Below are 23,297 nucleotides of genomic sequence, written 5' to 3' on the forward strand. Positions count from 1 at the left end.
CGGAGGCGGGCGCTTCGGGCGAGCAGGAACGCATCCTCGCCCAGATGCCGTTGACCAGGCAGGATGACCTGTTTCAGGTGCGCCGTCACGGGCAAGCGGTGTGTCAGGCACTGGAACTCGGCGAGGCCGGACGCGTCCGCCTGGTCACCCTGGCCAGCGAGGCGGGGGCCGAACTCCTCGGCTCCGCGGGACTGTCCGCCGAGTTCGTCCGTACCGCCGGGCAGCCCCACCGGGTTGCCGTCCGTTTCCGATGGAAGGGGGAGCGAGCGCCGAGCCACGACCTGCTGACCGCTTCGCACAGGCTCCTCGACCTCTGCGTCGACGACCGCGGCTGCCTGCTCCTCGGACAGGACCTGACCACCCCGCTCACCGCCGACGAGGCGGCCCGGCGGGTGGACGCGGAACTGGCGGGTCTGCGCGGCCCCGATATGAGTGAGGAACTCCGCAGGCAGAACAGCCAGCTCCTCCAGGCGCTCCAGGACGAACGCGCCCGGTACGAGGAGCTGGAGCGCCTGAACAAGGAACTCGACGAGACCAACGCGGGCGTCATGGCGCTCTACTCCGAACTCTCCGGTGAGCTGGAGGAGACCAACCGCGGTGTCGTCGCCCTCTACGCGGACCTGGAGGACAAGAGCCGCCGGCTGCGTCTGGCGAGCGCCGCGAAGACGCGTTTCTGGGCCAACGTCAGCCACGAGCTGCGGACCCCGGTGAACGCCGTGATCGCCCTCGCCCAGCTCCTGCTGGACGAGGGGGCCGACCCGCTGACGGACGAGCAGCACCAGCAGGTGTCGCTGATCGCCGGCGCCGGCCACACGCTGCTGGCCCTCGTCGAGGAGTTGCTCGACACCGCCAAGGCGGAGTCCGGGCGGCTGGAGCCGCAGCTCGTCCCGGTCGACCTGCGGACGGTCCTGCACCAGTTGCGCGGAACACTCGCCTCCGCCGCCGCCGAGGACGTGACCCTGGACATCGCCGACACGGCGTTCCCCGGGCCGTTCACCACCGACGAGGTGATGCTGACCCGGGTGCTGCGCAACGTCCTCTCCAACAGCCTGAAGTTCACCGCCTCCGGCACGGTCCGCCTCACGGTGGAGGCCGAGGAGCGGGCAGCCGGCCCATGGGCGGTCCTCACCGTGAGGGACACCGGTGTCGGCATCCCCGAGGACGAGGTGGAGCAGGTCTTCGAGGAGTTCTACCAGGTGCGCGGCGCCCATCAGCGCCACGTCTCCGGCACCGGCCTGGGCCTGCCCTACGCCCGCAAGCTGACCGAACTGCTCGGCGGCAGGCTGACACTGACCAGCGCTCTCGGCCGGGGCACCGAGGTCACCGTCGAGCTGCCCGCCGCGCCGGTGCCCCCGGGGCCGGGCACACTGCCGAAGGAGCCGCTGCTGCGCGGCGTCGTCATCGTCGACGACGACCCGGTCTTCCTCCGTACGCTCCGGCCGACCCTGGACCGGCTCGCGGAGACCACCACGGAGGTCACCCGCAGCGTCGAGGCGCTGCGCACCATCCGGACCACGCTGCCCGACGCCGTCCTGGTCGACCTGGCCATGCCGTCGCCCGACGGCTACCAGGTGCTCCAGCAGATCTCGGCGGTCCCCTCGCTGGAGCAGGTGCCCGTCGTCGTCCTCACCTCCATGGGCGTCTCCGACCTGGACCGGGACCGGCTCGGGCGGGCGCGGGCGGTCCTCAGCAAGACCCACCTGACCGCCGAGCGGCTGGCCGAGGCGCTCGGTCTCGTGGCCGGGGCCGCGGGCCCGGCGGACGCCCAGGACACGAAGGAAGTCCCGCTCCCATGACGATCCCCCGTCAGCCGGACGAGCGGCCCGCGCTGGTCCTCCTCGTCGACGACAACCCGACCAACCGTTACGTGCTGGGCACCACCCTGCGCCGGGCGGGCCACCAGGTGGTGGAGGCCGCCGACGGCCACGAGGGGCTGGCGCGCGCCGCCGACCCCGACGCCCCGCCCGAGGTCGTCCTGGTCGACGTGCGGCTTCCCGACATGACCGGTTTCGAGGTCTGCGAGCGGATCAAGGTCGACCCCCGGACCGCGTCGCTGCCCGTCATCCACGTCTCCGCGTCGGCGATCAGCGCCTCCGACCGGACGCAGGGGCTCAACCGGGGCGCCGACGCCTACCTGACCGAGCCGATAGCCCCCGGCGAGCTCCTCGCCACGGTCACGGCGACGCTGCGCTACACCCGCGCCCGGCGCCGCGCCGAGTCACTGGCGCGGCGGCTCGGCCTGCTCAACCGCACCACGCTCGGCCTCCACTCGGCGCTCTCGGCCGTCGCCCTGGCCCGCACGGCGGCGGAGGGCACGGCCGCCGTGCTGGAGTGCTCCGCCGACGTCGTGCTCCGCGATCCGGAGGGCCGGGTGACGCACTTCGCGGCCTCCGGCCCCGGGCTGCCGGCCGAGGAGGTCCCCGCACCGTCGGTGCCGATGGAGGTCTTCGCCGAGCACGTGCTGGGCGGTGGGGTCGGGGCGGCGGTGGAGAGCGCCGACGCCACCTGGCCCGTGCCGTACGCCGACGGGCGGCGGGGCGGCGTCCGCGCCGTGGCGCTGGCCCGGACCAAGCCGGGGCGTCCGCCCACGGCGGTCGTGGTCCCCGCGGACGCGGTGGTCACCCCCGCCGAGACCGACCTGCTGACGCAGCTGACCCACGCCACCGCGCTGGCGCTGGAGGCCCTGCGTTCGTACGACGAGGAGCACGCGCTCGCCCTCAGGCTCCAGCGCAGCTTCCTGCCGGAGGCGCTGCCCTGCCCGAAGAGCGTCGACCTGGCGGTGCGGTACGACCCGGCGAGCAGGCACGCGGAGATCGGCGGGGACTTCTACGAGGCGGTCGAGACGGACGACGGGCTGCTGCTGGCCGTCGGTGACGTGGCCGGGCACTCCCTGGAGGCCGCCATGGTGATGGGCCGGCTGCGGCACGCCCTGCGGGCGTACGCGCTGGACGGGCACGCGCCCGACCAGATCCAGACCAGGCTGGAGAAGGTGCTCGGCACCGACCACGCGGTCCGCTCGGCGACCTTGTGCATCGTCCAGGTGGACCGGACGGCGGGCGTGCTCCGGGTCTCCAACGCCGGGCACATCCCGCCGGTCGTCCGTGGCCCCGGCGGCCACACCCGGCTGTTGCACGAGCACGGCCCGCTGCTGGGGCTGGGGCTGCCCCATCCGCCGCCGGCCGAGGTGTCGCTGGCCGCCGGCACCGAGCTCGTGCTGGTGACGGACGGCCTGATCGAGCGGCGTGGGGTCGACCTGGACGCGGCGCTGGTCTCGCTGCGGGAAACGGTGGCGTCCGGCCCCGCGTGCCCTGACGCGATGTGCGACGCGTTGCTGGCGGCCTTTCCGCCGGACGGCAAGGACGACGTGGCCATCCTGGCTGCGCGGGTGCGGTAGGGGTGCGGGACCCGGTGCCCGTGCTGCCGGGACCCGGGCGGACGGCGCGCCTCCGGACCGACGCGGGCTTGTCAGCGGAGCCCGCACTCGCTACGTTCCGGACGTCTCACCGCGCCCCGGCCCGGCCTTCCGCACGGGCCGACTCCCCCACCAAGGAGCATTCGTGAGGTTCCTCAGACGCCTTCCCGCCCTGGCCGCCGCCGCACTGCTGGCCTGCACCGGGCTGGCGGCCACCCCGGCCGCGGCGCAGGACACCGGGGCGGCCGCCGCCCCCGGCTTCAAGGCGCCCTTCCCCTGCGGGCAGCGCTGGACGTACAGCCACCACTCGGCCGAGGTGCGCCGCGCGCTGGACTTCGTACGCTCCGACGGCGGGGCGACCGCCGGTGCCCCGGTGCTGGCCTCGGCGGCGGGCACGGCCACCCGCCACTCGCAGCCGAGCGGCGCGGGCAACTACGTCTCCGTCGACCACGGCGGCGGCTGGACCACGTACTACTTCCACCTCGCCGCCTTCTCCGTGCCGAGCGGCGCCTCCGTCGCCCAGGGCCAGCAGATCGGCACCACCGGCAGCACCGGCAACTCCTCGGGCGCGCACATCCATTACGAGCAGCTCCTCAACGGTGTGGGGCAGAACATCGTCATCGACGGCGCCGCCCTGCCCTACCCGGGCAGCTACCACCAGGCCCACCTGACCAGCACCAACGGGTGCGGAGGGGGCGGGGGCACCCCGTTCGACACCTGGGGCTCCGGGGTCAACGTCCGTGCCGACGCCCGGCTGAACGCGCCCGTCGTGACCACTCTGGCCGGTCCGACGGCGGTGCGCGTGGTGTGCCAGAAGCAGGGCGACACCGTCAACGCCGAGGGCTACACCAACAACTGGTGGAGCAAGCTGCGCGACCAGAACGGCTTCGTCAGCAACATCTACATCAGCCACCCGGACGCGAAGCTGCCCGGCGTGCCGAACTGCTGAGCCGCCAGGCCGGCGGGGCGCGGCGGTGCAACCGCCGGAGGCGCCCCGCCCCTGCCCCGTCACGCGCGCGGGCGGCTGTCGAGCCGGGCGGCCCGGCGCGTCAGGTGGTCGCGTTCGGCCAGGGCGGTGGCCCGGAGGGCCGCCTCGGCGTAGAGCCGGGCCGTGACGCCGGAGGCGATGCGGCCGGCCTCCAGCACCGCGGCGCTCCGGCCGGCCCGGCTCAGTTCCCACGCGGTGCTGAGCCCGGCGATGCCACCGCCGCGACGGCGACGTCCAGCCCGATGTCCTCGGTGAGCGACGGCCGCTCGGGGCCGGGCGCGGTCGCCATCCAGTAGGACGTGTCGCGGCCGGGCAGCGGGTGCGGTGACGGCATCGGGCGGCTCCGGCCGTACTCGGGGCAGGTCAGGCGTGTTCCCGCTCCCGGCGGCGGCACGCGCCCCCCGCCCGCCACGACCACCCGGTCACTTGCCGTGGCCTCCGGGTTCGAGCACGTCGCGCTTGCCGGGCCCCTCGGCCTCGTCCCACTTGGCGACGACCGGGTGGTGCAGGTCGAAGGCGGGCGACTCGCTGCGGACGCGGGGCAGGGTGACGAAGTTGTGGCGCGGTGGCGGGCAGGAGGTGGCCCACTCCAGCGACCGGCCGAAGCCCCACGGGTCGTCCTCCTCGACGCGCTTGCCGGTCTGGGCGGTCCTCCAGACGTTGTAGAGGAACGGCAGCGTGGAGGCGCCGAGCAGCAGCGCGCCGACGGTGGAGGCGGTGTTGAGCGCGGTGAAGCCGTCGGCGGCGAGGTAGTCGGGGTAGCGACGGGGCATGCCCTCGGCGCCGAGCCAGTGCTGCACCAGGAACGTCAGGTGGAATCCGACGAAGAGCGCCCAGAAGTGGATCTTGCCGAGGCGTTCGTCGAGCATCCTGCCGGTCATCTTCGGCCACCAGAAGTAGAAGCCCGCGAACATCGCGAAGACCACCGTGCCGAAGACCACGTAGTGGAAGTGGGCGACGACGAAGTAGGTGTCGGTGACGTGGAAGTCGAGCGGCGGGGAGGCGAGGATGACGCCGGTCATGCCGCCGAAGAGGAAGGTGACGAGGAATCCGACCGACCACAGCATGGGCGTCTCGAAGGAGAGCGAGCCGTGCCACAGGGTGCCGATCCAGTTGAAGAACTTGACGCCGGTGGGCACGGCGATGAGGAAGGAGAGGAAGGAGAAGAACGGCAGCAGCACGGCACCGGTGGCGAACATGTGGTGCGCCCAGACGGTCACGGAGAGGGCGGTGATGGCGATGGTGGCGCCGACGAGCCCGAAGTACCCGAAGACCGGCTTCCGGGAGAAGACCGGGAGGATCTCGGTGACGATGCCGAAGAACGGGATCGCGATGATGTAGACCTCGGGGTGGCCGAAGAACCAGAACAGGTGCTGCCAGAGGAGCGCCCCGCCGTTCTCGGGGGCGAAGACCTGGGCCCCCAGCCGCCGGTCCGCCTCCAGCATCAGCAGCGCGGCGGCCAGCACGGGGAAGGCCAGCAGCACGAGCACCGAGGTCAGCAGGGTGTTCCAGGTGAAGATCGACATCCGGAACATGGTCATGCCGGGGGCACGCATGACGATGATCGTGGTGATGAAGTTGACCGACCCGAGGATGGTGCCGAATCCCGAGAGGGCCAGCCCCATGATCCACAGGTCGCCGCCGACCGAGGGCGACCGCTGGGCGCTGCTCAGCGGGGAGTAGGCGGTCCAGCCGAAGTCCGCCGCCCCCTGAGGCGTGAGCAGGCTGCCGAGCACGATGAGCCCGCCGAAGAGGAACAGCCAGTACGACAGCATGTTCAGGCGCGGAAAGGCCACATCGGGGGCGCCGATCTGCAACGGCATGATCACGTTGGAGAAGCCGATGAAGGTCGGGGTGGCGAAGAGCAGCAGCATGAGCGTGCCGTGCATCGTGAACGCCTGGTTGTACTGCTCGTTGGAGACGATCTGCATACCCGGGCGGGCGAGTTCGAGGCGGATCAGCATCGCCATCAGCCCCGCCACGAGGAAGAAGAGGAACGAGGTGATGAGGTAGAGCTGTCCGATCTTCTTGTGATCGGTCGTCGTCACCCAAGCGATCACCGCGTTCCCCGGACGCCGCCGCACCGGTTCCGAGATCTTGGGTTCAGCGGTGGACGAAGCCATGCGGACCTCACTGACGTCGAGCGGGACGATGCGGGCGGCTCGGCTCCCCGCCCTTTCACATCGCTAGATATAACCAGCCATACCGCCCGAAACCCCGCATCCGCGCCCCTCGGAAGTGGCGGAGGGCCGGGACCCCGCGCACCCGGCGGGTCTCTTCTCACCCTCGGTCCCGGCCTTCGCCCTGGTCCCGGTCCGCACCCCGCGCGCCGGCGTCAAGGGCACCCACGGCCTGCCGAGGGCGGACTCGGTCTCGCCCGGCCGCTCCCCTCGACGGTCCGGCCGGTCTACCCTGGCGGCCGGCCGCTGCTGCGGCCGGGCTTCCCCGTACCACCCCGAAGGGACATTCTTGTGATCGTCGTCGCCGGTGAGGCTCTGATCGACCTGGTGCCGCGGGTGCGGGGCGACGCCCTGACCCCGCTGCGGCCGGTGCGTGGCGGCGGCCCGTACAACACCGCCGTGGCGCTGGCCCGGCTGGGCGGTGCGGCCGCCTTCTGCTCCCGCGTCTCCACCGACGCCTTCGGCGCCTCGCTGCTGGAGCGGCTGACCGAGGAGGGCGTCGGCACCGGCCTCGTCCAGCGCGGACCGGAGCCGACCACGCTGGCCGTCGCCGCGGTCGGCGCGGACGGCTCCGCCTCGTACGCCTTCTACACCGGCGGCACCGCCGACCGCCTCTTCACGCTGCCGCCCGCCCTTCCGGAGCGGACCCGCGCGGTCTCCTTCGGCACCTGTTCGCTGGTGCTGGAGCCGGGCGCCGGAGCCTACGAGGAGCTGATGCGGCGTGAGGCGGGACGCGGGGTGTTCGTCGCGCTGGACCCGAACATCCGGGCCGAGCTGGTCCCCGACGCGGACGCCTACCGGGCGCGGTTCCGCACCTGGCTCCCGCACGTCTCCCTGCTGAAGCTGAGCGAGGAGGACGCCGGTTGGCTCGGCCTCGGCCTGCCGGAACTCGCGTCCGCGGGGCCGGCCGCCGTCGTTTTGACCCGGGGCGGTGCGGGCCTGACGGTCCGCACCCGGGACGGCGCGGAGTACGCGGTCGACGCCGAGAAGGTCGAGGTGGCCGACACGATCGGTGCCGGCGACACGGTCAACGCGGCCCTGCTGCACGCCCTGGCCGACCGCGATCTGCTGCGCCCCGGTGCCCTGGCCGGTCTCGGCGCGGACGGCTGGACCCGGATCCTCACCTTCGCCTCCCGTGCGGCGGCCGTCACCTGCTCGCGGGCGGGCGCGGAGCCGCCGTACGCGTGGGAGGTCGCGGAGTTCGCCTCGCGGTGAGCGCGGGGGCGTCTTGCAGGCGCCGGGCCGGCGTCCCCGGGCCGGCCGTGACCACCGCACGTCCCCGCGCGTTCCGGCACCATGAGCGCGGCGGTGCCCGGACCGTCGCCGACCGAGGAGGAGTGCCATGAGGAGCGGAATCCTGGAGTCCGTCGCGGTGGTCGGTGGTTCGATCGCCGGGTGCGCGGCGGCGCTGGTGCTGCGTCGGGCCGGCGTGCGGCGGGTCGTCGTGCACGAGCGGGCCACGGCGGAACTGGCGGACCGGGGAGTGGGGGTCGCGGTCCACACCGGCCGGTGTGCCGAACTCCTCGCCGCCGGGCTGATCGACGAGACCGTGCCGTGGGAACCGATGCGCCTGCGGCACTGGTACGTACGGGACGGGTCCGCCGCTCTCGGGCGGGTGGTGGGCGTGCAGCCCTTCCCCTTCCGGGCGTACAGCTGGGGCCACCTCTGGCGGGCGCTGCGCGCGGGGGTGCCCGGGGACGTGGAGTTCCGTACCGGCAGCCCTGTGCTGGGCATCGCCGTGGACGGGGACGGGGCGGTGGTGCGGTGCGAGGGCGGTGGCGAGCGGTACGCGGCCGTGGTCGGCGCCGACGGGCACGCCTCGCTGGTCCGCGACCACCTGCACCCGGGGCTCGCCCCGAGCCCCGCCGGATACCCCGCGTGGCGCGGCGCCTGCCCGCAGGAGCGACTGGACGGGCTCGGCGAATGGGCCGACGGCGTCTGCGCGTACGTCGTGTTCGAGGGCGGGCACCTGGTCGTCTACCGCATCCCCGACGGCCGTGGCGGCCGGCTCGTCAACTGGGTGCTGTATGCGACCGTGCCCGGCGCGCCCGCCGCCTCCCGCGCCCTCGACACGGCCCACCGGGCCCGGCTGGCGGAGATCACCGACGAGCTGCTGCCCCCGTTCTGGGGCGAGTTGGTCCGCCGCACCGGCCCGGACTCCGTCTTCCTGCAGCGGCTGTACGACGTGTCGGCGCCCCGGTACGCCTCGGACCGTCTGCTGCTGCTCGGCGACGCCGCCACGGTGGCCCGCCCGCACACCGGGGCGGGCGCGGTCAAGGCGCTCCAGGACGTGGCCGTGCTGGAGTCCTCACTCGCCGGGGCCGAGAGCTGGGAGTCGGCCGCCGGGGCGTACGACGCGGCCCGGGCGCCGGTCGGCCGGGCCATGACGGCGCTCGGCCGGCGGCTGGGGCACGGCCTGGTCGAGGCCACGCCTGCCTGGCACACCCAGGACGCGGCGGAGCTGGACGCCTGGTGGGCGGAGCTGGCGGGGCAGGGCGGGTTCGGAGGGCGCGGGCTGGCGCGCTGAGCGCGCCGCCGCCTCAGCTTGTTCTTCGACCTGAGCGCAGTCGGGCACCCAGGACTGCCGCACCGTCCCCTTCCAGGTCCTCGCAGGCCGCTACGCGGCCCGCCATCCCCATCACCAGCGAGAGGGTCGGCCCGCGGAGCAGATCCCCCGAGCCGGTGGTGAACGGTCCGTCCGTGGCCTCGAGTCGCAAGCCCGCGGTCGCAGTCCTGCTCTCCACAGTGAAATCACGGCCGGCGAAGAACCGGGCCACGGCAGTCGTGGTGGCCACCGGGGGCGTCCGCACAAGACCCAGCGGCCGACGGATGTCCTCGCCGTGGACGACGATTTCGCCCAGCCAGGCCGCGGTATGCCCTGTCGGCCCGGCGGGCCCGGCGACAACTGCGCGAAATCGCCGGAAGGTCTCTTCAGGTGTGGCGCCACGGTGCTCTGCGAGCCGTCGGTCGTTGTGCAGATCGGGGTTGAACCGTGCGGCCAGCATGCTCAGCAGCCAGCGCCACATTTTCGTGCTGGCACCCGCCGTCAGGTGGGCCACGACCTGCTCCACAGTCCAACGTTCACACAGTGTCGCTTTCGCCCATTGGGCCTCGCTCAGCTCAGCGAGGTCTTGAGCGAGCGCCGACCGCTCGACGTGGATCGCCCGTTCCAGAGCTTTCCGAGTCTCCACAACGTGTGGTCCGGCCATAGGGCAGCCTCCAGAGATCGGGTGTCCTGCATCAGACTCCTATCGCCGCCCGAACTCATCGACTGTACCCGCGTAGCGCGGCCTGTTCGGCCTTCCCGTGTCGAAACGGTCTCGAACCGCGCCGCTCACCTGGGCAATCTCCTGACGCTGAGGCGGCCCTTCTTTGATCATGTATCTCGATCAAGGCGCGCTGAACGAGACGAAGCTCGTGAGGGTGGGTCTGCTGCCTGAAGCTGCGGCAGGAGAAGCGTCACACTTCCGGGACGATTCGTACGCGTGTCCGACCGGACGTGGTGATGAGCTCCTTGAACTGGTGGACGCGGCGCCGTGTGCGACCGGCGCGGTGCGCTCGGCAGTCGGGCCGGCGCTCCTGCCCGGACACCGCTGTGGACACGGCGCGGTGTAAGACGGTCTCGATCAGGGCCGGACTGACACCGACCGGCCGCGGTCGTCGCCGGCCGGCCTGTCGCTGCCCCGCCCGTCGGACGGGCGCCTGGTCCTGGCCGTCGATGTCTCACCGTGGCTGCGATCGGATGCGCCGTGCTCGCCGGACCGGGCTGTTCTGCCACGTCTACGGGCGGGCGAAGACGGCCTCGCAGTTCATTCCGGGCTGGCCGTACTCGTTCGTCGCCGTCCTGCAGATGGGCGCCACGTCCTGGACGCAGATCCTGGACGCGGTCCGGCTCGGCCCGGCTGACGACGCTACCGCGGTCACTGCCGCCCGGCTCCGCGACGTCGTCGAACGACTCATCGCGGCTGGTCAGTGGGGGCCGGGTGAGCCGGACATCGTGATCGTGACGGACGCCGGCTACGACGTGCCCCCTCTGGCCCGGATCCTGCGGGATCTGCCCGAGCTGGTCGGCCGCGTCCGCAGCGGCCGTCTGACGCGGCTGCCGAAGCCCTCTCGGCTCCACGGCCCGAAGGGCGGACGGCCGCCGAAGCACGGACCGGGGTTCCGCTTCGCCGAGTCCGAGACCTGGCCCGAGCGCAGAGTCACCACCCCGCACGGCCACCGCGAACTACGGCAAGGCGACCGCGCAGGTCCCGGCCCCGCCCCCGGGCCTTGCGGACGGCCCCGGCGACGTGCTCCGGGCGCAGGGGGCCGCGCCTCGGCGGCCGTCCAGTTGCCGGGGTGGGGCCGGCCCGTGATGACGACCAGGACGGCGCCCGGCCGCCGGTCCCCTCCGGCCGCTTCGACGGCGTAGGTCAGCGGCGTCCGGCAGAGCCCCTGGGCGTAGGTGGGCTTGCGCCGGGCCCGACGGCGGTACTCGGCCCCGTCGACTCTGATACGCCGGGACCCCTTCGTGTCCAGCGTCATGGCTCCCCCTGCGCGCGCCCGTGCGGACGCGTCGGACGGAAGCTCGGCGGCCGGTGCCTCACCAGGGGGGTTGCCGGGCCGCCGGCCGGGGCGGCCGGCGTTGTCAGTGCGGCCCGGCACCCTGGAGGCGGGCGTGCGGAGGTGCGCGCGGACGGGAGGTGCGGGGCATGGTGAAACCGGTGACGGGGGCGCAGCAGCGGATCGTCGAGGCGGCCGAGCCGGGCACGGGGCGGCTGTCGGGGACCGCCGCGCAGTTGGACGGTCTGGTGCGGCGCGGCCTCGCCTTCCGTCATCCGAGGCCGCCGCACGCCTGCTTCCTGACTCCGGCGGGGCACCGGCTGCGGGAGGGGGACGCGCCGGCCCCGCCGCCTCCTCCGGACCCCGGTGGGGGTGACCGGCCCGCCGGGGACGGCGGTTTCCGGGCGCGGACCGGTGTGGCGGACGATCCGCCGGGCGGGGCGGCGCGGCTGAGGGAGGCGCGGGCGGCCTGGTCGGGGATGCGGGAGCTGCGCCGGATGACGCGGGCCGACGGTGCGACGGACCGGCTCTGCGGCTGGGAGCGGCAGCATCCGGTGCGGGCGGCGGCGCTGGCCCTGGAGGCGGCCGGGTTCCCGCCGGCGTCGCAGGAGCCCGGGGGCTACCAGGTGCGCGAGTCGCCGCAGCCGGACGCCGTCCAGATCGCGCCGGTGGGCGGTACGCCGCCCGATCGGGTGGAGGAGGCGTGGTCACGGACCCTGACCGAGGCCGGCTGGCAGGTCAGCCACCACCAGGGCGTCCGTCCGCCGGGGCCGTATCTGCTGGCGTCTCCACGCCGGGACTGAGGGGGGCGGAGGGGGGAGCGCGGTGAGGGGGTGCCGGCGAGCGGCGGGCTGGTCGGCGGAGTGGAGCCGCTCGCTGAGGCGTTGGGCGCGGCTCGCCGATGTGGCGCGGAGCTGTGGGTGCGCGGGGGCCGGGCCATGGGCTGCACGCTGGGCCGGGTCACCCGCGACCACGGCGACATCGACTGGTTCACCTGGGCGGACGGCGCTCACGGCCTCACGGGGGAACTGCTCCGGCTCGGGTGCACCGAAGTACCCGGTCCGCCGGCCGCGTTGCGGCGCGGCTTCGCCACGGGCGGGCTGGAGAGCGGCTTCACCCCGGTCGACCGGGACCACCTCGGCCGGAGCGTGGTGGCCGCGGGCCGCTGGGCCGGGACCCCGTGGCCGCGGGATCCGCTCGACGGCGGGCCGGGGCGGACCGGCGGGCTGAGCTGCCCGGTGGTGGCGCCCCGCGCCGGGACCGGGACCAAGCCGATGATCCCGGTGTGGGACACCGCGCTCCCGGCGGGAGAAGGACGAGGCGGACATCGCCCTGCTGGAGCGGCACTCGGTGTCGTAGCGCGGCGGCGGGACGCGGGCGTCGTCGGAGTGGGTCCGGCCGAGGACGCCCACAGCGCCCGCCTCGGTCCGCGCCCCTGCCGGGTCGTCGTACACCCCGCTCGCGCTCCCCGCGCCGGGCGCCCCCGGAAGGCCCGGTCGCCGGCCTCCCGCGTCCCGGGAGGGAACGGGCGGCCGGCGGTCCGTGCCGGGCGGAAGGCGGCTCAGTGCGCTCCGGCCCCCTGCCGGGGGGCCGGGAGTTCGGCCGCCGGCTCCATGGGGGCGGTGACGTCGTCGCTCTCGCGGCCCTGGCCCTTGCCGAGGTGGTTGAAGACCAGGTTGAGCAGGACGGCGGCGACGCAGCCGGTGGAGATGCCGGAGTCCAGGATGATCTTCGCGGTCTCCGGGAAGGCGTGGTAGAACTCCGGCGCGGTGATCGGGATGATGCCGACGGCCAGCGAGACCGCGACGATCAGGACGTTGTTGTCCTTCTCCAGGCCGGCCTTGACGAGGGTCTGGATGCCGCTGGCGGCGACCGAGCCGAAGAGGACCACTCCCGCGCCGCCGAGCACGGGCCGGGGCACGACCGCGATGAGCGAGGCGGCGATCGGGCAGAGCCCCATCAGGACGAGGAAGCCACCGCCCACGGCGACCACGAAACGGCTGCGGATGCGGGTCATCGCGACGAGGCCGATGTTCTGGGCGAAGGCGCTGCACATGAAGCCGTTGAAGAGGGGGCTGATGGCGCTCCCCAGGGTGTCGGCGCGCAGCCCGGCGGCGATGGTCTTCTCGTCGGCGGGCTTGTCGACGATCTCGCCGAGAGCCAGCATGTCGGCGGTCGACTCGGTCATGGAGACGACCATGACGACGCAGAGCGAGATGATCGCGGCGAGCGCGAACTGCGGCGGGCCGAAGTGGAAGGGCGTCGGGAAGCCGATGATGTCGGCCTCGGCGACCGGCCCGAAGTCGGTGGCGCCGAACGGGATCGCGATGACCGTGCCGATGACGAGGCCGAGCAGCACGGCGATCTGCTTGACGAAGCCGCGGGTGAAGCGGCGCAGCAGCAGGACGACCAGGAGGGTGATCCCGGCGAGGCCGAGGTTGGTGGCCGAGCCGAAGTCGGGCGCGTCCGGGGACGGGCCCTGGGCCCAGCCGAAGGCGACCGGCATGAGCGAGACGCCGATGAGGGTGATGACCGTACCGGTGACGACGGGTGGGAAGAACCGCACGAGTTTGCTGAAGAACGGTGCGGCGACGAAGCCGAGTACGCCCGCGACGATGACCGCGCCGAAGATGACCGGCAGGGCGTCCTTCTTGTCGCCGGTGGAGTCGACCACGGCGAGCATGGGGGCGACACCGGCGAAGGTCACGCCGTTGACGAAGGGCAGCCGGGCGCCGATGTTCCAGAGGCCGAGCGTCTGGAGGAAGGTGGCGAGGCCGGCGGTGAAGAGGCAGGCGCCGGTGAGGAAGGTGAGTTCGGTGGCGCTGAGGCCCACGGCGGCGCCGACGATGAGCGGCGGAGCGACGACGCCCGCGTACATGGCGGCCACGTGCTGGAGGCCGGTGGTGGCCATCCTCAGCGGCGGCAGTTTCTCGTCGACGGGGTGCACGGCGGGCTTGCCGGTGTCCGGCCCGTCCGTCTGCTGACCGGTCTGCTGTGCGGGTATCGGCCCCTCGCCCTCGGCGGGGTCGTGGGCCGGGTCTTTCGGGTTGAACCTGGGCGTGTCGGCCACTGCGGCTCCTCCGGTTGTTTTCCTGTGCCGTCGCGATGCGGCACGTGCTTCTGGGAGGTGGTGCGTTATGCCAGGAATGCGGTGCCGCGCACCCGGAGTGAGGGTGCGGCGGTGCGCCTCGTCGCGCCCGAGCGGCGAGGGTCTGCGGTTCTCTTTCGTGTTCTTGGTCGTGCTGTGGTGCGCCCAGGTCGTACCGGCCGCGCGGTGTGCGGCGCGGGTCGGTACGGACCGCCCCGGTGGCGTGAGGTGTTGGGCCACGCACCGGGGCGGCGTCCGAGCAGCCCGCTCGGCTGCTCGGACCCGGCCGGGAACCGTCCCTCCCGGCCGGAGTTCAGGGGGTCAGCCGCCTGCGGCGATCCGCGCCAGGCGCTGGGCCGCCTCCCGCGTGGAGCGGGCGACGGCGTCCTCGTCCACCGTGGTGAGGTGGTTGTCCTCGACGACGGTGCGGCCGCCGACGAGGGAGAGGGTCACGGGGGCCGGCGCGCCGAGGACCAGGGCGGTCACCGGGTCGGCGATGGAGGAGTGCGCGAGGGTGTCCATCCGCCACAGCACCAGGTCGGCGAGCTTGCCCGGCTCCAGGGAGCCGGTCTGGTCGCCGCGGCCGAGGACGCGTGCCCCGCCGTGGGTGCCGAGCCGCAGGGCCTGGCGCGCGGTGAGCGCGGCCTCGCGGTGCGGGCCGAGGCGGTTGACGAGCAGCGCGTTGCGCAGCTCGGTGTGGAGTTCGCCGGATTCGTTGGAGGCGGTGCCGTCGACGCCGAGGCCGACCGGGACACCGGCGGCGAGCAGGTCGGGGACGCGCGCGATGCCGGCGGCGAGACGGGCGTTGGAGGACGGGCAGTGGGCGACGCCGGTGCCGGTGCGGGCGAAGGCGTCGATGTCGGAGTCGTTCATGTGGACGCAGTGCGCCATCCACACGTCCTCGCCCAGCCAGCCCGTCGACGCGAAGTAGTCGGTGGGGCCCATGCCGAACAGTTCCTTGCAGAACTGCTCCTCCTCGACGGTCTCCGAGCCGTGGGTGTGCAGGCGGACGCCTTTGCGGCGGGCGAGTTCGGCGCCCTGGCGCATGAGTTCGGTGGAGACGGAGAAGGGCGAGCAGGGTGCCACCGCGATCTGCGTCATCGCGTCGAAGGAGGCGTCGTGGTGCCGGTCGATGGTCTCCTCGGTGGCGGCGAGTGCCCCCTCCAGGCTCTCCACGGCGAAGTCCGGCGGCAGCCCGCCGTCCTTCTGGCCGCGGTCCATGGAGCCGCGCGCCAGGGTGAAGCGGACGCCGGTCTCGGCGGCGGCGCGGATGATCGCGCCGGAGAGGTCGCCGGAGCCGCGCGGGAAGACGTAGTGGTGGTCCATGGCGGTGGTGACGCCACCGCGCGCCATCATGGCGAGCGAGCCCTGCGCCGCCGCGTAGGTCATCGGCTCGTCGATCCGCGCCCAGGTGGGGTAGAGGGCGACGAGCCAGTCGAAGAGGTTGTGGTCGGTGGCCAGGCCGCGGGTGATCCACTGGTAGAAGTGGTGGTGGGTGTTGACCAGGCCCGGGGTGACCAGGTGCCCGGAGGCGTCGACGCGGCGCGTGACGCCGGTCAGCCCCTCGGGTGCCGGACCCGCGCCGAGTGCTTCGATGCGGCCGCCGGCGACGACCAGGTGGCCGTGGGCGTACTCCGTGCCGGCCGCGTCGACGGTGGCGATGTGGGCGTTCTCGATGACCAGGCGCTCCGCGCCGTCCGCGGTGCCGGGGGTTGCCGGTGCTGCCATGGTGAGTCCTTCTGGCGAGGAGTGGCCGGGTACGGCAGGACCCTGGGAATTTGAGTGCCGGGGCCGGGCGCGGGGCTCAGGCCCGTGCCCGGGGTGCGCCCCCCGGGTGCCGAGAGGGTGGCCGGTGCGGGCGGGCCCCGGTCCGCACGGCGGGGTCCGCCCCGGCCGGCCGGGGGGGTGACGGGCGGTGGCGCCTCCCGCTCCCCCTCCGGCCCGGCTGGTGCTCAGAGGTCGCTGCTGCTCACAGGTTGGTGAGGTCCTCCGGGATGCGCGGCTCGCAGCCGTCGCGCAGCACGGTCGCCTCGATCAGGCCGTAGGGCCGGTCGGCGGCGAAGTAGACCTCGTTGTCGTTCTTGAGGCCGAAGGGCTCCAGGTCGACGAGGAAGTGGTGCTTGTTGGGCAGGGAGAAGCGGACCTCGTCGATCTCCGCGCGGTGGTTGATGATGCGCGCGCCCATCTGGTACAGCGTCTGCTGGAGAGAGAGGGAGTACGTCTCCGCGAACGCCTCCAGCATGTGCTTCTTGACCTGCCTGTAGGAGGTCTCCCACTGCGGCATACGCTGCTCGTCGTCGGTCCAGTTGAACCGCCAGCGGGCGGCGACCTGGGTGGCGAGGATGCGGTCGTACGCCTCGGGGAGCGTCGTGTACTTGTCCTTCACGTACCCCCAGAACTCCGAGTTCGTGGAGTTCATGACGACGAGGTCCTTGAGGCCGGAGACGATCTCCCACCGCTCGCCGTCGTAGGTGATCTGGGTGAGGCGGGTCTCCTGGCCCTGGCGGACGAAGGAGTGCTTGACCTCGTCGGCGCCGATGAACCGGGAGTTGGCGTCGGAGGCCGGGATGCGCTCCCAGGAGTACTCCTCGATGCGGATGCGCGCCCGGTGGATGGGCTCCTGACTGGTGACGAAGTGCCGGGCCAGGTGGACACCGAACTGCTCGGCCGACTCGATGCCGTGCTCCTTGGCGAAGGCGAACACGGTGTTCTTGGTGGTGTCGGTCGGCAGGACGCTGGCGTTGGAGCCGGAGTAGTGGACCTCCTCCATGTCGCCGGAGAGGGCTACGGAGACGTTGAGGTCCTTGATGTGGTGGGTGGCGCCGTCGCGGGTGATCTTGACGACGCGGTTCTCGGCCTTGCCGTACTGGTTCTGGCCGAGCACCACGGGGCGGCTGGAGCGGGAAGCGGCCGGGCGGCCGGGCTGGGGTCGGACGGTCATCTGTCTGCTAGCTCCCTCGGTAAACGGAGTAGCCGAACGGGTTGAGCAGCAGCGGTACGTGGTAGTGCTCGCCCTCTGCGACGGCGAAGGTGATCGCCACCTCGGGGAAGAACGCACCGCTGTCCCTTACGCGGGGGGCGTCCTGCTGCGCCTCGGCTTGCTTCTTCGGTTCTGTGCCGTCGGCCGCGAAGTACGCCTCGGTGTCGAAGTCGAGCCGTACGTGGGCCGTCTCCGCCGGCGGCGCCGGCAGGTCCTTGCAGCGCCCGTCACCGTCGGTACGGGAGGCGCCGAGCTCCGTCCAGGGCGCCCCGGCGCCGGTGCGCGCGCTCAGGGTGACCCGCACTCCTTCGGCGGGCCGGCCGATGCTGGTGTCCAGGATGTGGGTGGACACCGAGGCGGTGGTGTCGGTGCTCATGGTGCGTGCTCCTCCTCAGGCGGGCGCGGCCGCGGCCGGCTCCGCCAGGAGGCGGCCGAGCCGGATGCGGTTGATCTTGGCCAGTTCGGTGCGGGCGTTCTCCCGCTCGCGCTCCGGCGTGTTCTCGAGGCGGGCGGCGAGCGCGTCGCGCATCCGCTTCCCGTCGAGGCCGGTGGCGCAGATCAGGAAGACGTGGCCGAACCGCTCCTGGTAGGCGAGGTTCAGCTCCAGCATCTCGGCCTTCAGTTCCTCGCCGGCGTCGGCCATGCCGCGCTGTTCCCGCGAGGAGGTGGGGTCGCCCGGCTTGGGCCGGCCGATCGGCGGGTGGCCGGCCATCGCCGTGTCGAGGCCCTCCGCGTCGAGCTCGGCCAGGGCGGCGTCGCTCGCGGCGTACAGGGCTTCGGGGGTGGCGTAGGGCCGGCCGCCGGCGAGGGCGGCGGCCCAGTCGCGGGCGGCGCAGACCTCGGTGAGGAGGGCGTCGGCGGCTTCGTGGGGCAGGGCGTTGAACCGGGTGAGGCCCGCGCCGTCCTGGGGCGATGCCCCGGACGCAGGCGGCGAACTCGTAGTCACGGGAGCCTCCGTGGCCTTGTGCTGGACGGGCTGCGGATAGCTAACGCCGTCGACGAGTCGGCGTCAACACTTTGTTGAAACAATGCTGTGAACTCATTTTCACGCCCCGGTGGCCCACCGGCCACGCGAAAGCCGCCGCCCGGACGGGGGACGGCGGCCGAGTTCTGCCAGGTCGAGCGGGCCGCGCGAGGGCGCCGGCCCGCCGGGCGCGGAGCGGCCCGACGGGGGCGGAGCGGCCCGACGGGGGCGGAGCGGCCCGACGGGGGCGGCGAGGCGGCCGGCGGGAAGGGCGCACAGACCATCACGTGCGGCACGGGGAGGCTGCGGCCTCCCGGAAACGGGGCGCCCGGCGACCGGACGGGCGGGACGAGCGGTCGAGCGGGGAGGCGTGCCCACACCTGAGAGTCATCCGTCGCCTCGGCGGCCCGCACGGAGCCGCGCACCGTTCGGCGGACTCCGCGGCGGTTCAGGCACGTGCGGACGGAGAAGCAGCCCGCCTTCCGGGCGCCCGCGGCCTGTCACCCCGGGCCGCCGGCGCGGCTGCCCCTGTCAGCGCGTCTCCGACCTGTTCAGGTAGTTGTAGACGGTGAAGCGGCTCACGCCCAGGGCGCCCGCGACCGTCTCCACGCCGTGGCGGACGGAGAAGGCGCCGCGCGCCTCCAGGGTGCGGACGACGGCCTGTTTGGTCTTGCGGTCGAGTTCCGCGAGCGGGCGGCCGTGCTTGCGCTCCAGGGCGGCGAGGATCTGGTCGAGGGAGTCGCTGAGCTGCGGCAGCCGCACGGCGACGACCTCGCGCCCCTCCCAGGAGAGGACGACGTCCTCCTCGCCGGCGCGGGCCGGCGGCAGCAGTTCGCCGCCCATCGCGTCGACCAGCGGCTTGACGGCGTCCACGAACGGCTCGCCCACGACTGCCTCCCCCACAGCCGGCCCGGCCGGCCCGTCGGCGCTCACCGGTCGCCCTCGATGACGTTGACCTGGAGGGAGACCCGGGTCGCACCGGAGGCCAGCGCCTCACGGAGCAGGGCGTCGACAGCGCCGAGGACCTGGTCGGCGCCGCCCTCGGCGGTGTTGCCGAACGGACCGACGTCCACCGCGTCGAGGTCGGCCGAGGAGATCACCGCGCGGGCCACCAGCGCGTGCGGGGGCGCCTCGTCCAGGTCGAACGGTTCCGTCGTGAATTCCACTCGCAATCGCATTGCGCCCCTGTTCGCCGCTCTCTCCCGACCTGGCCTCTCCTCCTGGCGCCCGGCCTCCGCCCCGACCCTAACGGACCTGGGCGGCGGCCGGGCCCCGGCGGGGCGAACGCCCGGGTGCGCGAGGTACGCGGCCCCGGCCGGTCCGGCTCCGCGTCGGCGCCGACGCGCCACCACCCCCTTGACAGCGACCGAACCCCCCGGGCAATCTTCCGTTGAGCAGAAACCTACTTCCGCAATACGGAAGGAGCATCGGTCTCCCCATGGGCTACGCCAATCAGCGGTTCGATGTGAACCTCTCGATCCTCTTCACCGAACTGCCGCTCCTGGAGCGTCCCGCCGCAGCGGCGGCGGCCGGCTTCACCGCGGTCGAGCTGTGGTGGCCCTGGGTGGCCACCCCCACTCCCCCGCAGGACGAACTCGACGCGCTGGCCAAGTCGTTGAAGGACGCCGGCACGCAGCTCGTCGGCCTCAACTTCTACGCGGGCGAGCTGCCCGGCCCGGACCGGGGCGCCCTTTCGGTCCCCGGCGAGGAGTCGGAGCGCTTCCGCGCCAACCTCGACGTGGCGACCCGCTTCGCCGAGACCACCGGCTGCACCGCGCTCAACGCGCTGTACGGCAACCGCGTCGAGGGTGCCGACCCGGCGGTCCAGGACCAACTCGCGCTGGAGAACCTGGTACTGGCCGCCCGCGCCGCCGACCGGATCGGCGCGACGCTGCTGCTGGAAGCGCTCAACCAGCCCGAGTCGCCCCGCTATCCGCTGCTCGGCGCCGACGAGACCGTCGCCCTGGCCGACCGGGTCAACGAGGCCACCGGCCTGACCAACACGGCCTTCCTGATGGACCTGTACCACCTGTCCATGAACGGCCTGTCCACCGAGGACCTGTACGCCGTCATCGACACCCACGCGGCCCGCACCGGCCACGTCCAGATCGCCGACGACCCCGGCCGGGGCGCCCCCGGCACCGGCACGCTCCCGCTGGGGTCACTGCTGGAGCGGCTGCACACGGCCGGATACGCCGGCTGGACGGGACTGGAGTACAAGCCCGGCGACCGGCCGAGCGCCGAGGCCTTCGACTGGCTCCCCGCCGAGCGGCGCGCCGCACGCCCCTGAACAGGCGCCCGCCCCCGGACCGAAGAACCGGGCGGCCCCGGCCCGCCCCGACCCCCGAGAGAGGCACCCGATGAGCAAGACCGCCGACACCGCCCGCCCGTCGATCGCCTGGATCGGCCTCGGCATCATGGGCTCCCCGATGTCCGAGAACCTGATCAAGGCCGGGTACACCGTCACCGGTCACACCCTGGAGCAGGAGAAGCTCGACCGGCTCACCGCCGCCGGCGGCAAGGCCGCGGCCTCCATCGCCGAGGCGGTGCGCGAGGCCGACGTCATCATCACGATGGTCCCGGCCTCCCCGCAGGTCGAGGCGATCGCCTACGGCCCGGACGGCATCCTGGCCCACGCCCGGCGCGGCGCCCTGCTGATCGACATGTCCTCGATCACCCCGCAGACCTCCATCGACCTCGCCGAGGCCGCCCAGGAGAAGGGCGTCCGGGTCCTGGACGCGCCCGTCTCGGGCGGGGAGGCGGGCGCGGTGGAGGCGGTGCTCTCCATCATGGCCGGCGGCGAGCAGGCCGACTTCGACGAGGCCCGGCCCGTCTTCGAGGCGCTGGGGAAGACCATCGTGCTCTGCGGCCCGCACGGCTCGGGGCAGACGGTGAAGGCCGCCAACCAGCTCATCGTCGCCGTCAACATCCAGGCGTGCGCCGAGGCCGTGGTCTTCCTGGAGAAGTCCGGCGTGGACCTGGGCGCGGCGCTCGACGTGCTCGGCGGCGGACTGGCCGGCTCGACCGTGCTGGCCCGGAAGAAGGAGAACTTCCTGCGCCGCGACTTCGCCCCGGGCTTCCGCATCGACCTGCACCACAAGGACATGGGCATCGTCACCGACGCCGCCCGCACCGTCGGCGCGGCACTGCCCGTCGGCACGGCCGTCGCCCAGCTCGTCGCCTCGCTGCGGGCACAGGGCGACGGCAACCTCGACCACTCGGCGCTGCTGCGCGGGGTCGAGCGCCTCTCCGGCGGCCAGGTCTGAGCCTGCCACCGGAGCGCCGGACCGCTCGGCCCGGCCCCTGAACGTCCGGGTGGTGCCGTCGCTGACACCTGTCCTGTCGCGCCCAGGCGGCGGCACCGCCCGGACACCCCTTGCCGGTTCTTTCCCCACTCCGGTGGCCGGTGTCCAGCCCCGCCCCCTGTTTCAACAAACTGTTGACGTTCGGTTCCGCCGAACCTACGCTCCACGCAACGCTCCACCCAGCGGAAGAGTTTTTCCGTAGTTGCTCACCCGTACGGAAGGTCCCCATGTCGAAGCGTGTGCTCACGACCGAGTCGGGCGCTCCTGTCGCCGACAACCAGAACTCCGCCAGCGCCGGCGTCGGCGGTCCCCTCCTCCTCCAGGACCAGCACCTCCTGGAGAAGCTGGCACGCTTCAACCGGGAGCGCATCCCGGAGCGCGTCGTGCACGCCCGCGGCTCCGGCGCGTACGGCCACTTCACCGTCACCGACGACGTCTCCGACCTGACGAGCGCGGCGTTCCTGAGCACCGTCGGCAAGCGGACCGAGCTGTTCACCCGGTTCTCCACCGTCGCCGACAACCTCGGCGGGGCCGACGCCGTCCGCGACCCCCGCGGCTTCGCGGTGAAGTTCTACACCGAGGAGGGCAACTACGACCTCGTCGGCAACAACACGCCGGTCTTCTTCATCAAGGACCCGCTGAAGTTCCCCGACTTCATCCACTCGCAGAAGCGCGACCCGTTCACCGGCAAGCAGGAGCCGGACAACGTCTGGGACTTCTGGGCGCACGCCCCCGAGGCCACCCACCAGGTCACCTGGCTCATGGGTGACCGCGGCATCCCCGCCTCGTACCGCCACATGAACGGCTACGGCTCGCACACCTACCAGTGGACCAACGCCGCGGGCGAGGCCTTCTTCGTGAAGTACCACTTCAAGACCAACCAGGGCATCCGCTCGCTCTCCGCCGAGCAGGGCCAGGAACTGGCGGGCAAGGACGCCAACTCGCACCAGACGGACCTGCTCCAGGCCATCGAGCGCGGCGTCCACCCGTCCTGGACGCTCTACGTCCAGGTGATGCCGGCCGCCGAGGCCGACGGCTACCGCTTCAACCCGTTCGACCTGACGAAGGTCTGGCCGCACGCCGACCACCCGCTGCGCCGCGTCGGCCGCCTGGTCCTGGACCGGAACCCGGACAACGTCTTCGCCGAGGTCGAGCAGGCCGCCTTCTCCCCCAACAACTTCGTGCCCGGTATCGGCCCCTCGCCCGACAAGATGCTCCAGGGCCGGCTCTTCGCCTACGCCGACGCGCACCGCTACCGGCTCGGCGTCAACCACACCCAGCTCGCGGTCAACGCGCCGCGCGCCACCGCCGCCGACAACTACGGCCGGGACGGCCTGATGGCCGCCAACGCCCAGCCGCGCGGTGAGAAGAACTACGAGCCCAACTCGTACGGCGGCCCCGTCGAGACCGGCGCCCCGCTGTCCGCGCCGCTCGCGGTCCACGGCCACACCGGCACCCACGAGGCCCCCGCCCACTCCAAGGACGACGACTTCTTCCAGGCCGGCGAGTTGTACCGGCTCATGTCCGAGGAGGAGCGCGCCCGACTGGTCGCCAACATCGCCGGCGGCCTCTCCCAGGTCTCCCGCGAGGACGTGATCGAGAAGAACCTCGCCCACTTCCACGCCGCCGACCCCGCATACGGCAAGCGCGTCGAAGCCGCCGTGCGGACGTTGCGCGAAGGCTGACCTCCCCCGAGGACCACGCTCCGCGGCAGCCGGGGAGGCCGTCCCGGGAGCGTGCCCCGCGCCCGCCGGTCCCGATGAGGGGTCGACCGGTGGGCGCGGGCCCCACTCCGCCCTTCCGCCCGGCTCTCACCAGCCGCGCGCGAGGGCCCG

At 73.2% G+C, this 23,297-nt stretch carries 20 protein-coding genes and 2 pseudogenes; 11 read left to right on the top strand and 11 right to left on the bottom strand.

Translation table 11 applies throughout. The features are described from left to right. The first annotated feature begins 44 nt into the window (after nt 1-44). From Sdia_RS21940 to Sdia_RS21950, 3 genes are all read left to right on the top strand, one after another. Complete coding sequence (locus Sdia_RS21940) at nt 45-1,796, top strand: ATP-binding response regulator (protein ID WP_308435884.1); 1,752 nt, start codon at nt 45-47, stop codon at nt 1,794-1,796. Next, nucleotides 1,793-3,394, top strand: a complete 1,602-nt coding sequence (locus Sdia_RS21945) for a fused response regulator/phosphatase (protein ID WP_185393544.1) — start codon at nt 1,793-1,795, stop codon at nt 3,392-3,394. Before Sdia_RS21940 ends, Sdia_RS21945 begins: the two co-directional genes overlap by 4 nt. Nucleotides 3,395-3,557: 163 nt before the next feature. Continuing rightward, the gene (locus Sdia_RS21950) at nt 3,558-4,361 is read left to right on the top strand and encodes a peptidoglycan DD-metalloendopeptidase family protein (RefSeq protein ID WP_100453479.1); all 804 of its coding nucleotides are present in this window, start codon (nt 3,558-3,560) and stop codon (nt 4,359-4,361) included. A 59-nt stretch (nt 4,362-4,420) separates the two neighbouring features. On the opposite strand, the gene Sdia_RS30810 is transcribed toward Sdia_RS21950, so the two are convergent. The 3 genes from Sdia_RS30810 to ctaD all read right to left on the bottom strand — a co-directional run bounded on the left by Sdia_RS30810 (nt 4,421) and on the right by ctaD (nt 6,523). After that, on the bottom strand, nt 4,421-4,558 hold the full coding sequence (locus Sdia_RS30810; protein ID WP_371874287.1) for a hypothetical protein: 138 nt from the start codon (nt 4,556-4,558) through the stop codon (nt 4,421-4,423). Nucleotides 4,559-4,581: 23 nt separating this feature from the next. After that, on the bottom strand, nt 4,582-4,734 hold the full coding sequence (locus Sdia_RS30815; protein ID WP_371874288.1) for a hypothetical protein: 153 nt from the start codon (nt 4,732-4,734) through the stop codon (nt 4,582-4,584). A gap of 88 nt (nt 4,735-4,822) precedes the next feature. After that, nucleotides 4,823-6,523 (bottom strand): aa3-type cytochrome oxidase subunit I, encoded by a 1,701-nt coding sequence (ctaD, locus tag Sdia_RS21960; RefSeq protein ID WP_100453478.1) that lies wholly within the window; start codon nt 6,521-6,523, stop codon nt 4,823-4,825. Nucleotides 6,524-6,871: 348 nt separating this feature from the next. On the opposite strand from ctaD, the gene Sdia_RS21965 reads away from it, so the two are divergent. Continuing rightward, nucleotides 6,872-7,795: a carbohydrate kinase family protein gene (locus Sdia_RS21965; RefSeq protein ID WP_115069185.1), complete on the top strand. Its 924-nt coding sequence runs from the start codon at nt 6,872-6,874 to the stop codon at nt 7,793-7,795. Nucleotides 7,796-7,922: 127 nt separating this feature from the next. Then, a complete protein-coding gene (locus Sdia_RS21970; RefSeq protein WP_100453476.1) occupies nt 7,923-9,107 on the top strand; it encodes an FAD-dependent monooxygenase in 1,185 nt (394 codons plus the stop codon). A 13-nt stretch (nt 9,108-9,120) separates the two neighbouring features. Here Sdia_RS21970 and Sdia_RS21975 read toward each other — a convergent pair whose 3' ends face one another. Beyond that, entirely contained in the window at nt 9,121-9,789 is a 669-nt protein-coding gene (locus Sdia_RS21975) for a maleylpyruvate isomerase family mycothiol-dependent enzyme (RefSeq protein ID WP_185393543.1), read from the bottom strand. Nucleotides 9,790-9,958: 169 nt separating this feature from the next. On the opposite strand from Sdia_RS21975, the pseudogene Sdia_RS30645 reads away from it, so the two are divergent. The 3 genes and pseudogenes from Sdia_RS30645 to Sdia_RS30820 form a co-directional block, all read left to right on the top strand. Beyond that, nucleotides 9,959-10,830 (top strand): annotated as a pseudogene (locus tag Sdia_RS30645) (transposase); the annotation flags it as partial. A 444-nt stretch (nt 10,831-11,274) separates the two neighbouring features. Then, nucleotides 11,275-11,928, top strand: coding sequence for a hypothetical protein (locus Sdia_RS21985; RefSeq protein ID WP_115069183.1), 654 nt, complete (start codon nt 11,275-11,277; stop codon nt 11,926-11,928). Between the two features lie 60 nt (nt 11,929-11,988). Then, a pseudogene (locus tag Sdia_RS30820) lies at nt 11,989-12,162 on the top strand (nucleotidyltransferase domain-containing protein); the annotation flags it as partial. Nucleotides 12,163-12,686: 524 nt separating this feature from the next. On the opposite strand, the gene Sdia_RS21990 reads toward Sdia_RS30820, so the two are convergent. From Sdia_RS21990 to Sdia_RS22020, 7 genes are all read right to left on the bottom strand, one after another. Beyond that, on the bottom strand, nt 12,687-14,195 hold the full coding sequence (locus Sdia_RS21990) for a nucleobase:cation symporter-2 family protein (protein WP_164378420.1): 1,509 nt from the start codon (nt 14,193-14,195) through the stop codon (nt 12,687-12,689). 339 nt (nt 14,196-14,534) lie between these two features. Next, complete coding sequence (locus Sdia_RS21995; RefSeq protein ID WP_100453473.1) at nt 14,535-15,941, bottom strand: 8-oxoguanine deaminase; 1,407 nt, start codon at nt 15,939-15,941, stop codon at nt 14,535-14,537. A gap of 241 nt (nt 15,942-16,182) precedes the next feature. Next, on the bottom strand, nt 16,183-17,154 hold the full coding sequence (pucL, locus tag Sdia_RS22000) for a factor-independent urate hydroxylase (RefSeq protein WP_100453472.1): 972 nt from the start codon (nt 17,152-17,154) through the stop codon (nt 16,183-16,185). A gap of 7 nt (nt 17,155-17,161) precedes the next feature. Then, a complete protein-coding gene (gene uraH, locus Sdia_RS22005; RefSeq protein ID WP_100453471.1) occupies nt 17,162-17,569 on the bottom strand; it encodes a hydroxyisourate hydrolase in 408 nt (135 codons plus the stop codon). Between the two features lie 15 nt (nt 17,570-17,584). Next, entirely contained in the window at nt 17,585-18,139 is a 555-nt protein-coding gene (uraD, locus tag Sdia_RS22010; protein ID WP_100453470.1) for a 2-oxo-4-hydroxy-4-carboxy-5-ureidoimidazoline decarboxylase, read from the bottom strand. A 549-nt stretch (nt 18,140-18,688) separates the two neighbouring features. Continuing rightward, nucleotides 18,689-19,090 carry a helix-turn-helix domain-containing protein gene (locus Sdia_RS22015; RefSeq protein ID WP_164378425.1) on the bottom strand — a complete coding sequence of 134 codons (402 nt, stop codon included), beginning with the start codon at nt 19,088-19,090 and terminating at the stop codon, nt 18,689-18,691. Beyond that, nucleotides 19,087-19,335, bottom strand: a complete 249-nt coding sequence (locus Sdia_RS22020) for a YkoF family thiamine-binding protein (protein WP_100453469.1) — start codon at nt 19,333-19,335, stop codon at nt 19,087-19,089. Before Sdia_RS22020 ends, Sdia_RS22015 begins: the two co-directional genes overlap by 4 nt. 260 nt (nt 19,336-19,595) lie before the next feature. Here Sdia_RS22020 and Sdia_RS22025 point away from each other — a divergent pair, with 260 nt between their 5' ends. The 3 genes from Sdia_RS22025 (at nt 19,596) to Sdia_RS22035 (ending at nt 23,147) form a co-directional block, all read left to right on the top strand. After that, nucleotides 19,596-20,447 carry a TIM barrel protein gene (locus Sdia_RS22025; protein WP_100453468.1) on the top strand — a complete coding sequence of 284 codons (852 nt, stop codon included), beginning with the start codon at nt 19,596-19,598 and terminating at the stop codon, nt 20,445-20,447. Between the two features lie 70 nt (nt 20,448-20,517). After that, a complete protein-coding gene (locus Sdia_RS22030) occupies nt 20,518-21,423 on the top strand; it encodes a 2-hydroxy-3-oxopropionate reductase (RefSeq protein ID WP_100453467.1) in 906 nt (301 codons plus the stop codon). Between the two features lie 266 nt (nt 21,424-21,689). Beyond that, nucleotides 21,690-23,147 (top strand): catalase, encoded by a 1,458-nt coding sequence (locus Sdia_RS22035; RefSeq protein WP_100453466.1) that lies wholly within the window; start codon nt 21,690-21,692, stop codon nt 23,145-23,147. Nucleotides 23,148-23,297 lie beyond the last annotated feature (150 nt).

Source organism: Streptomyces diastaticus subsp. diastaticus (assembly GCF_011170125.1).
In the GTDB taxonomy this organism is placed as follows: Bacteria; Actinomycetota; Actinomycetes; order Streptomycetales; family Streptomycetaceae; genus Streptomyces; species Streptomyces diastaticus.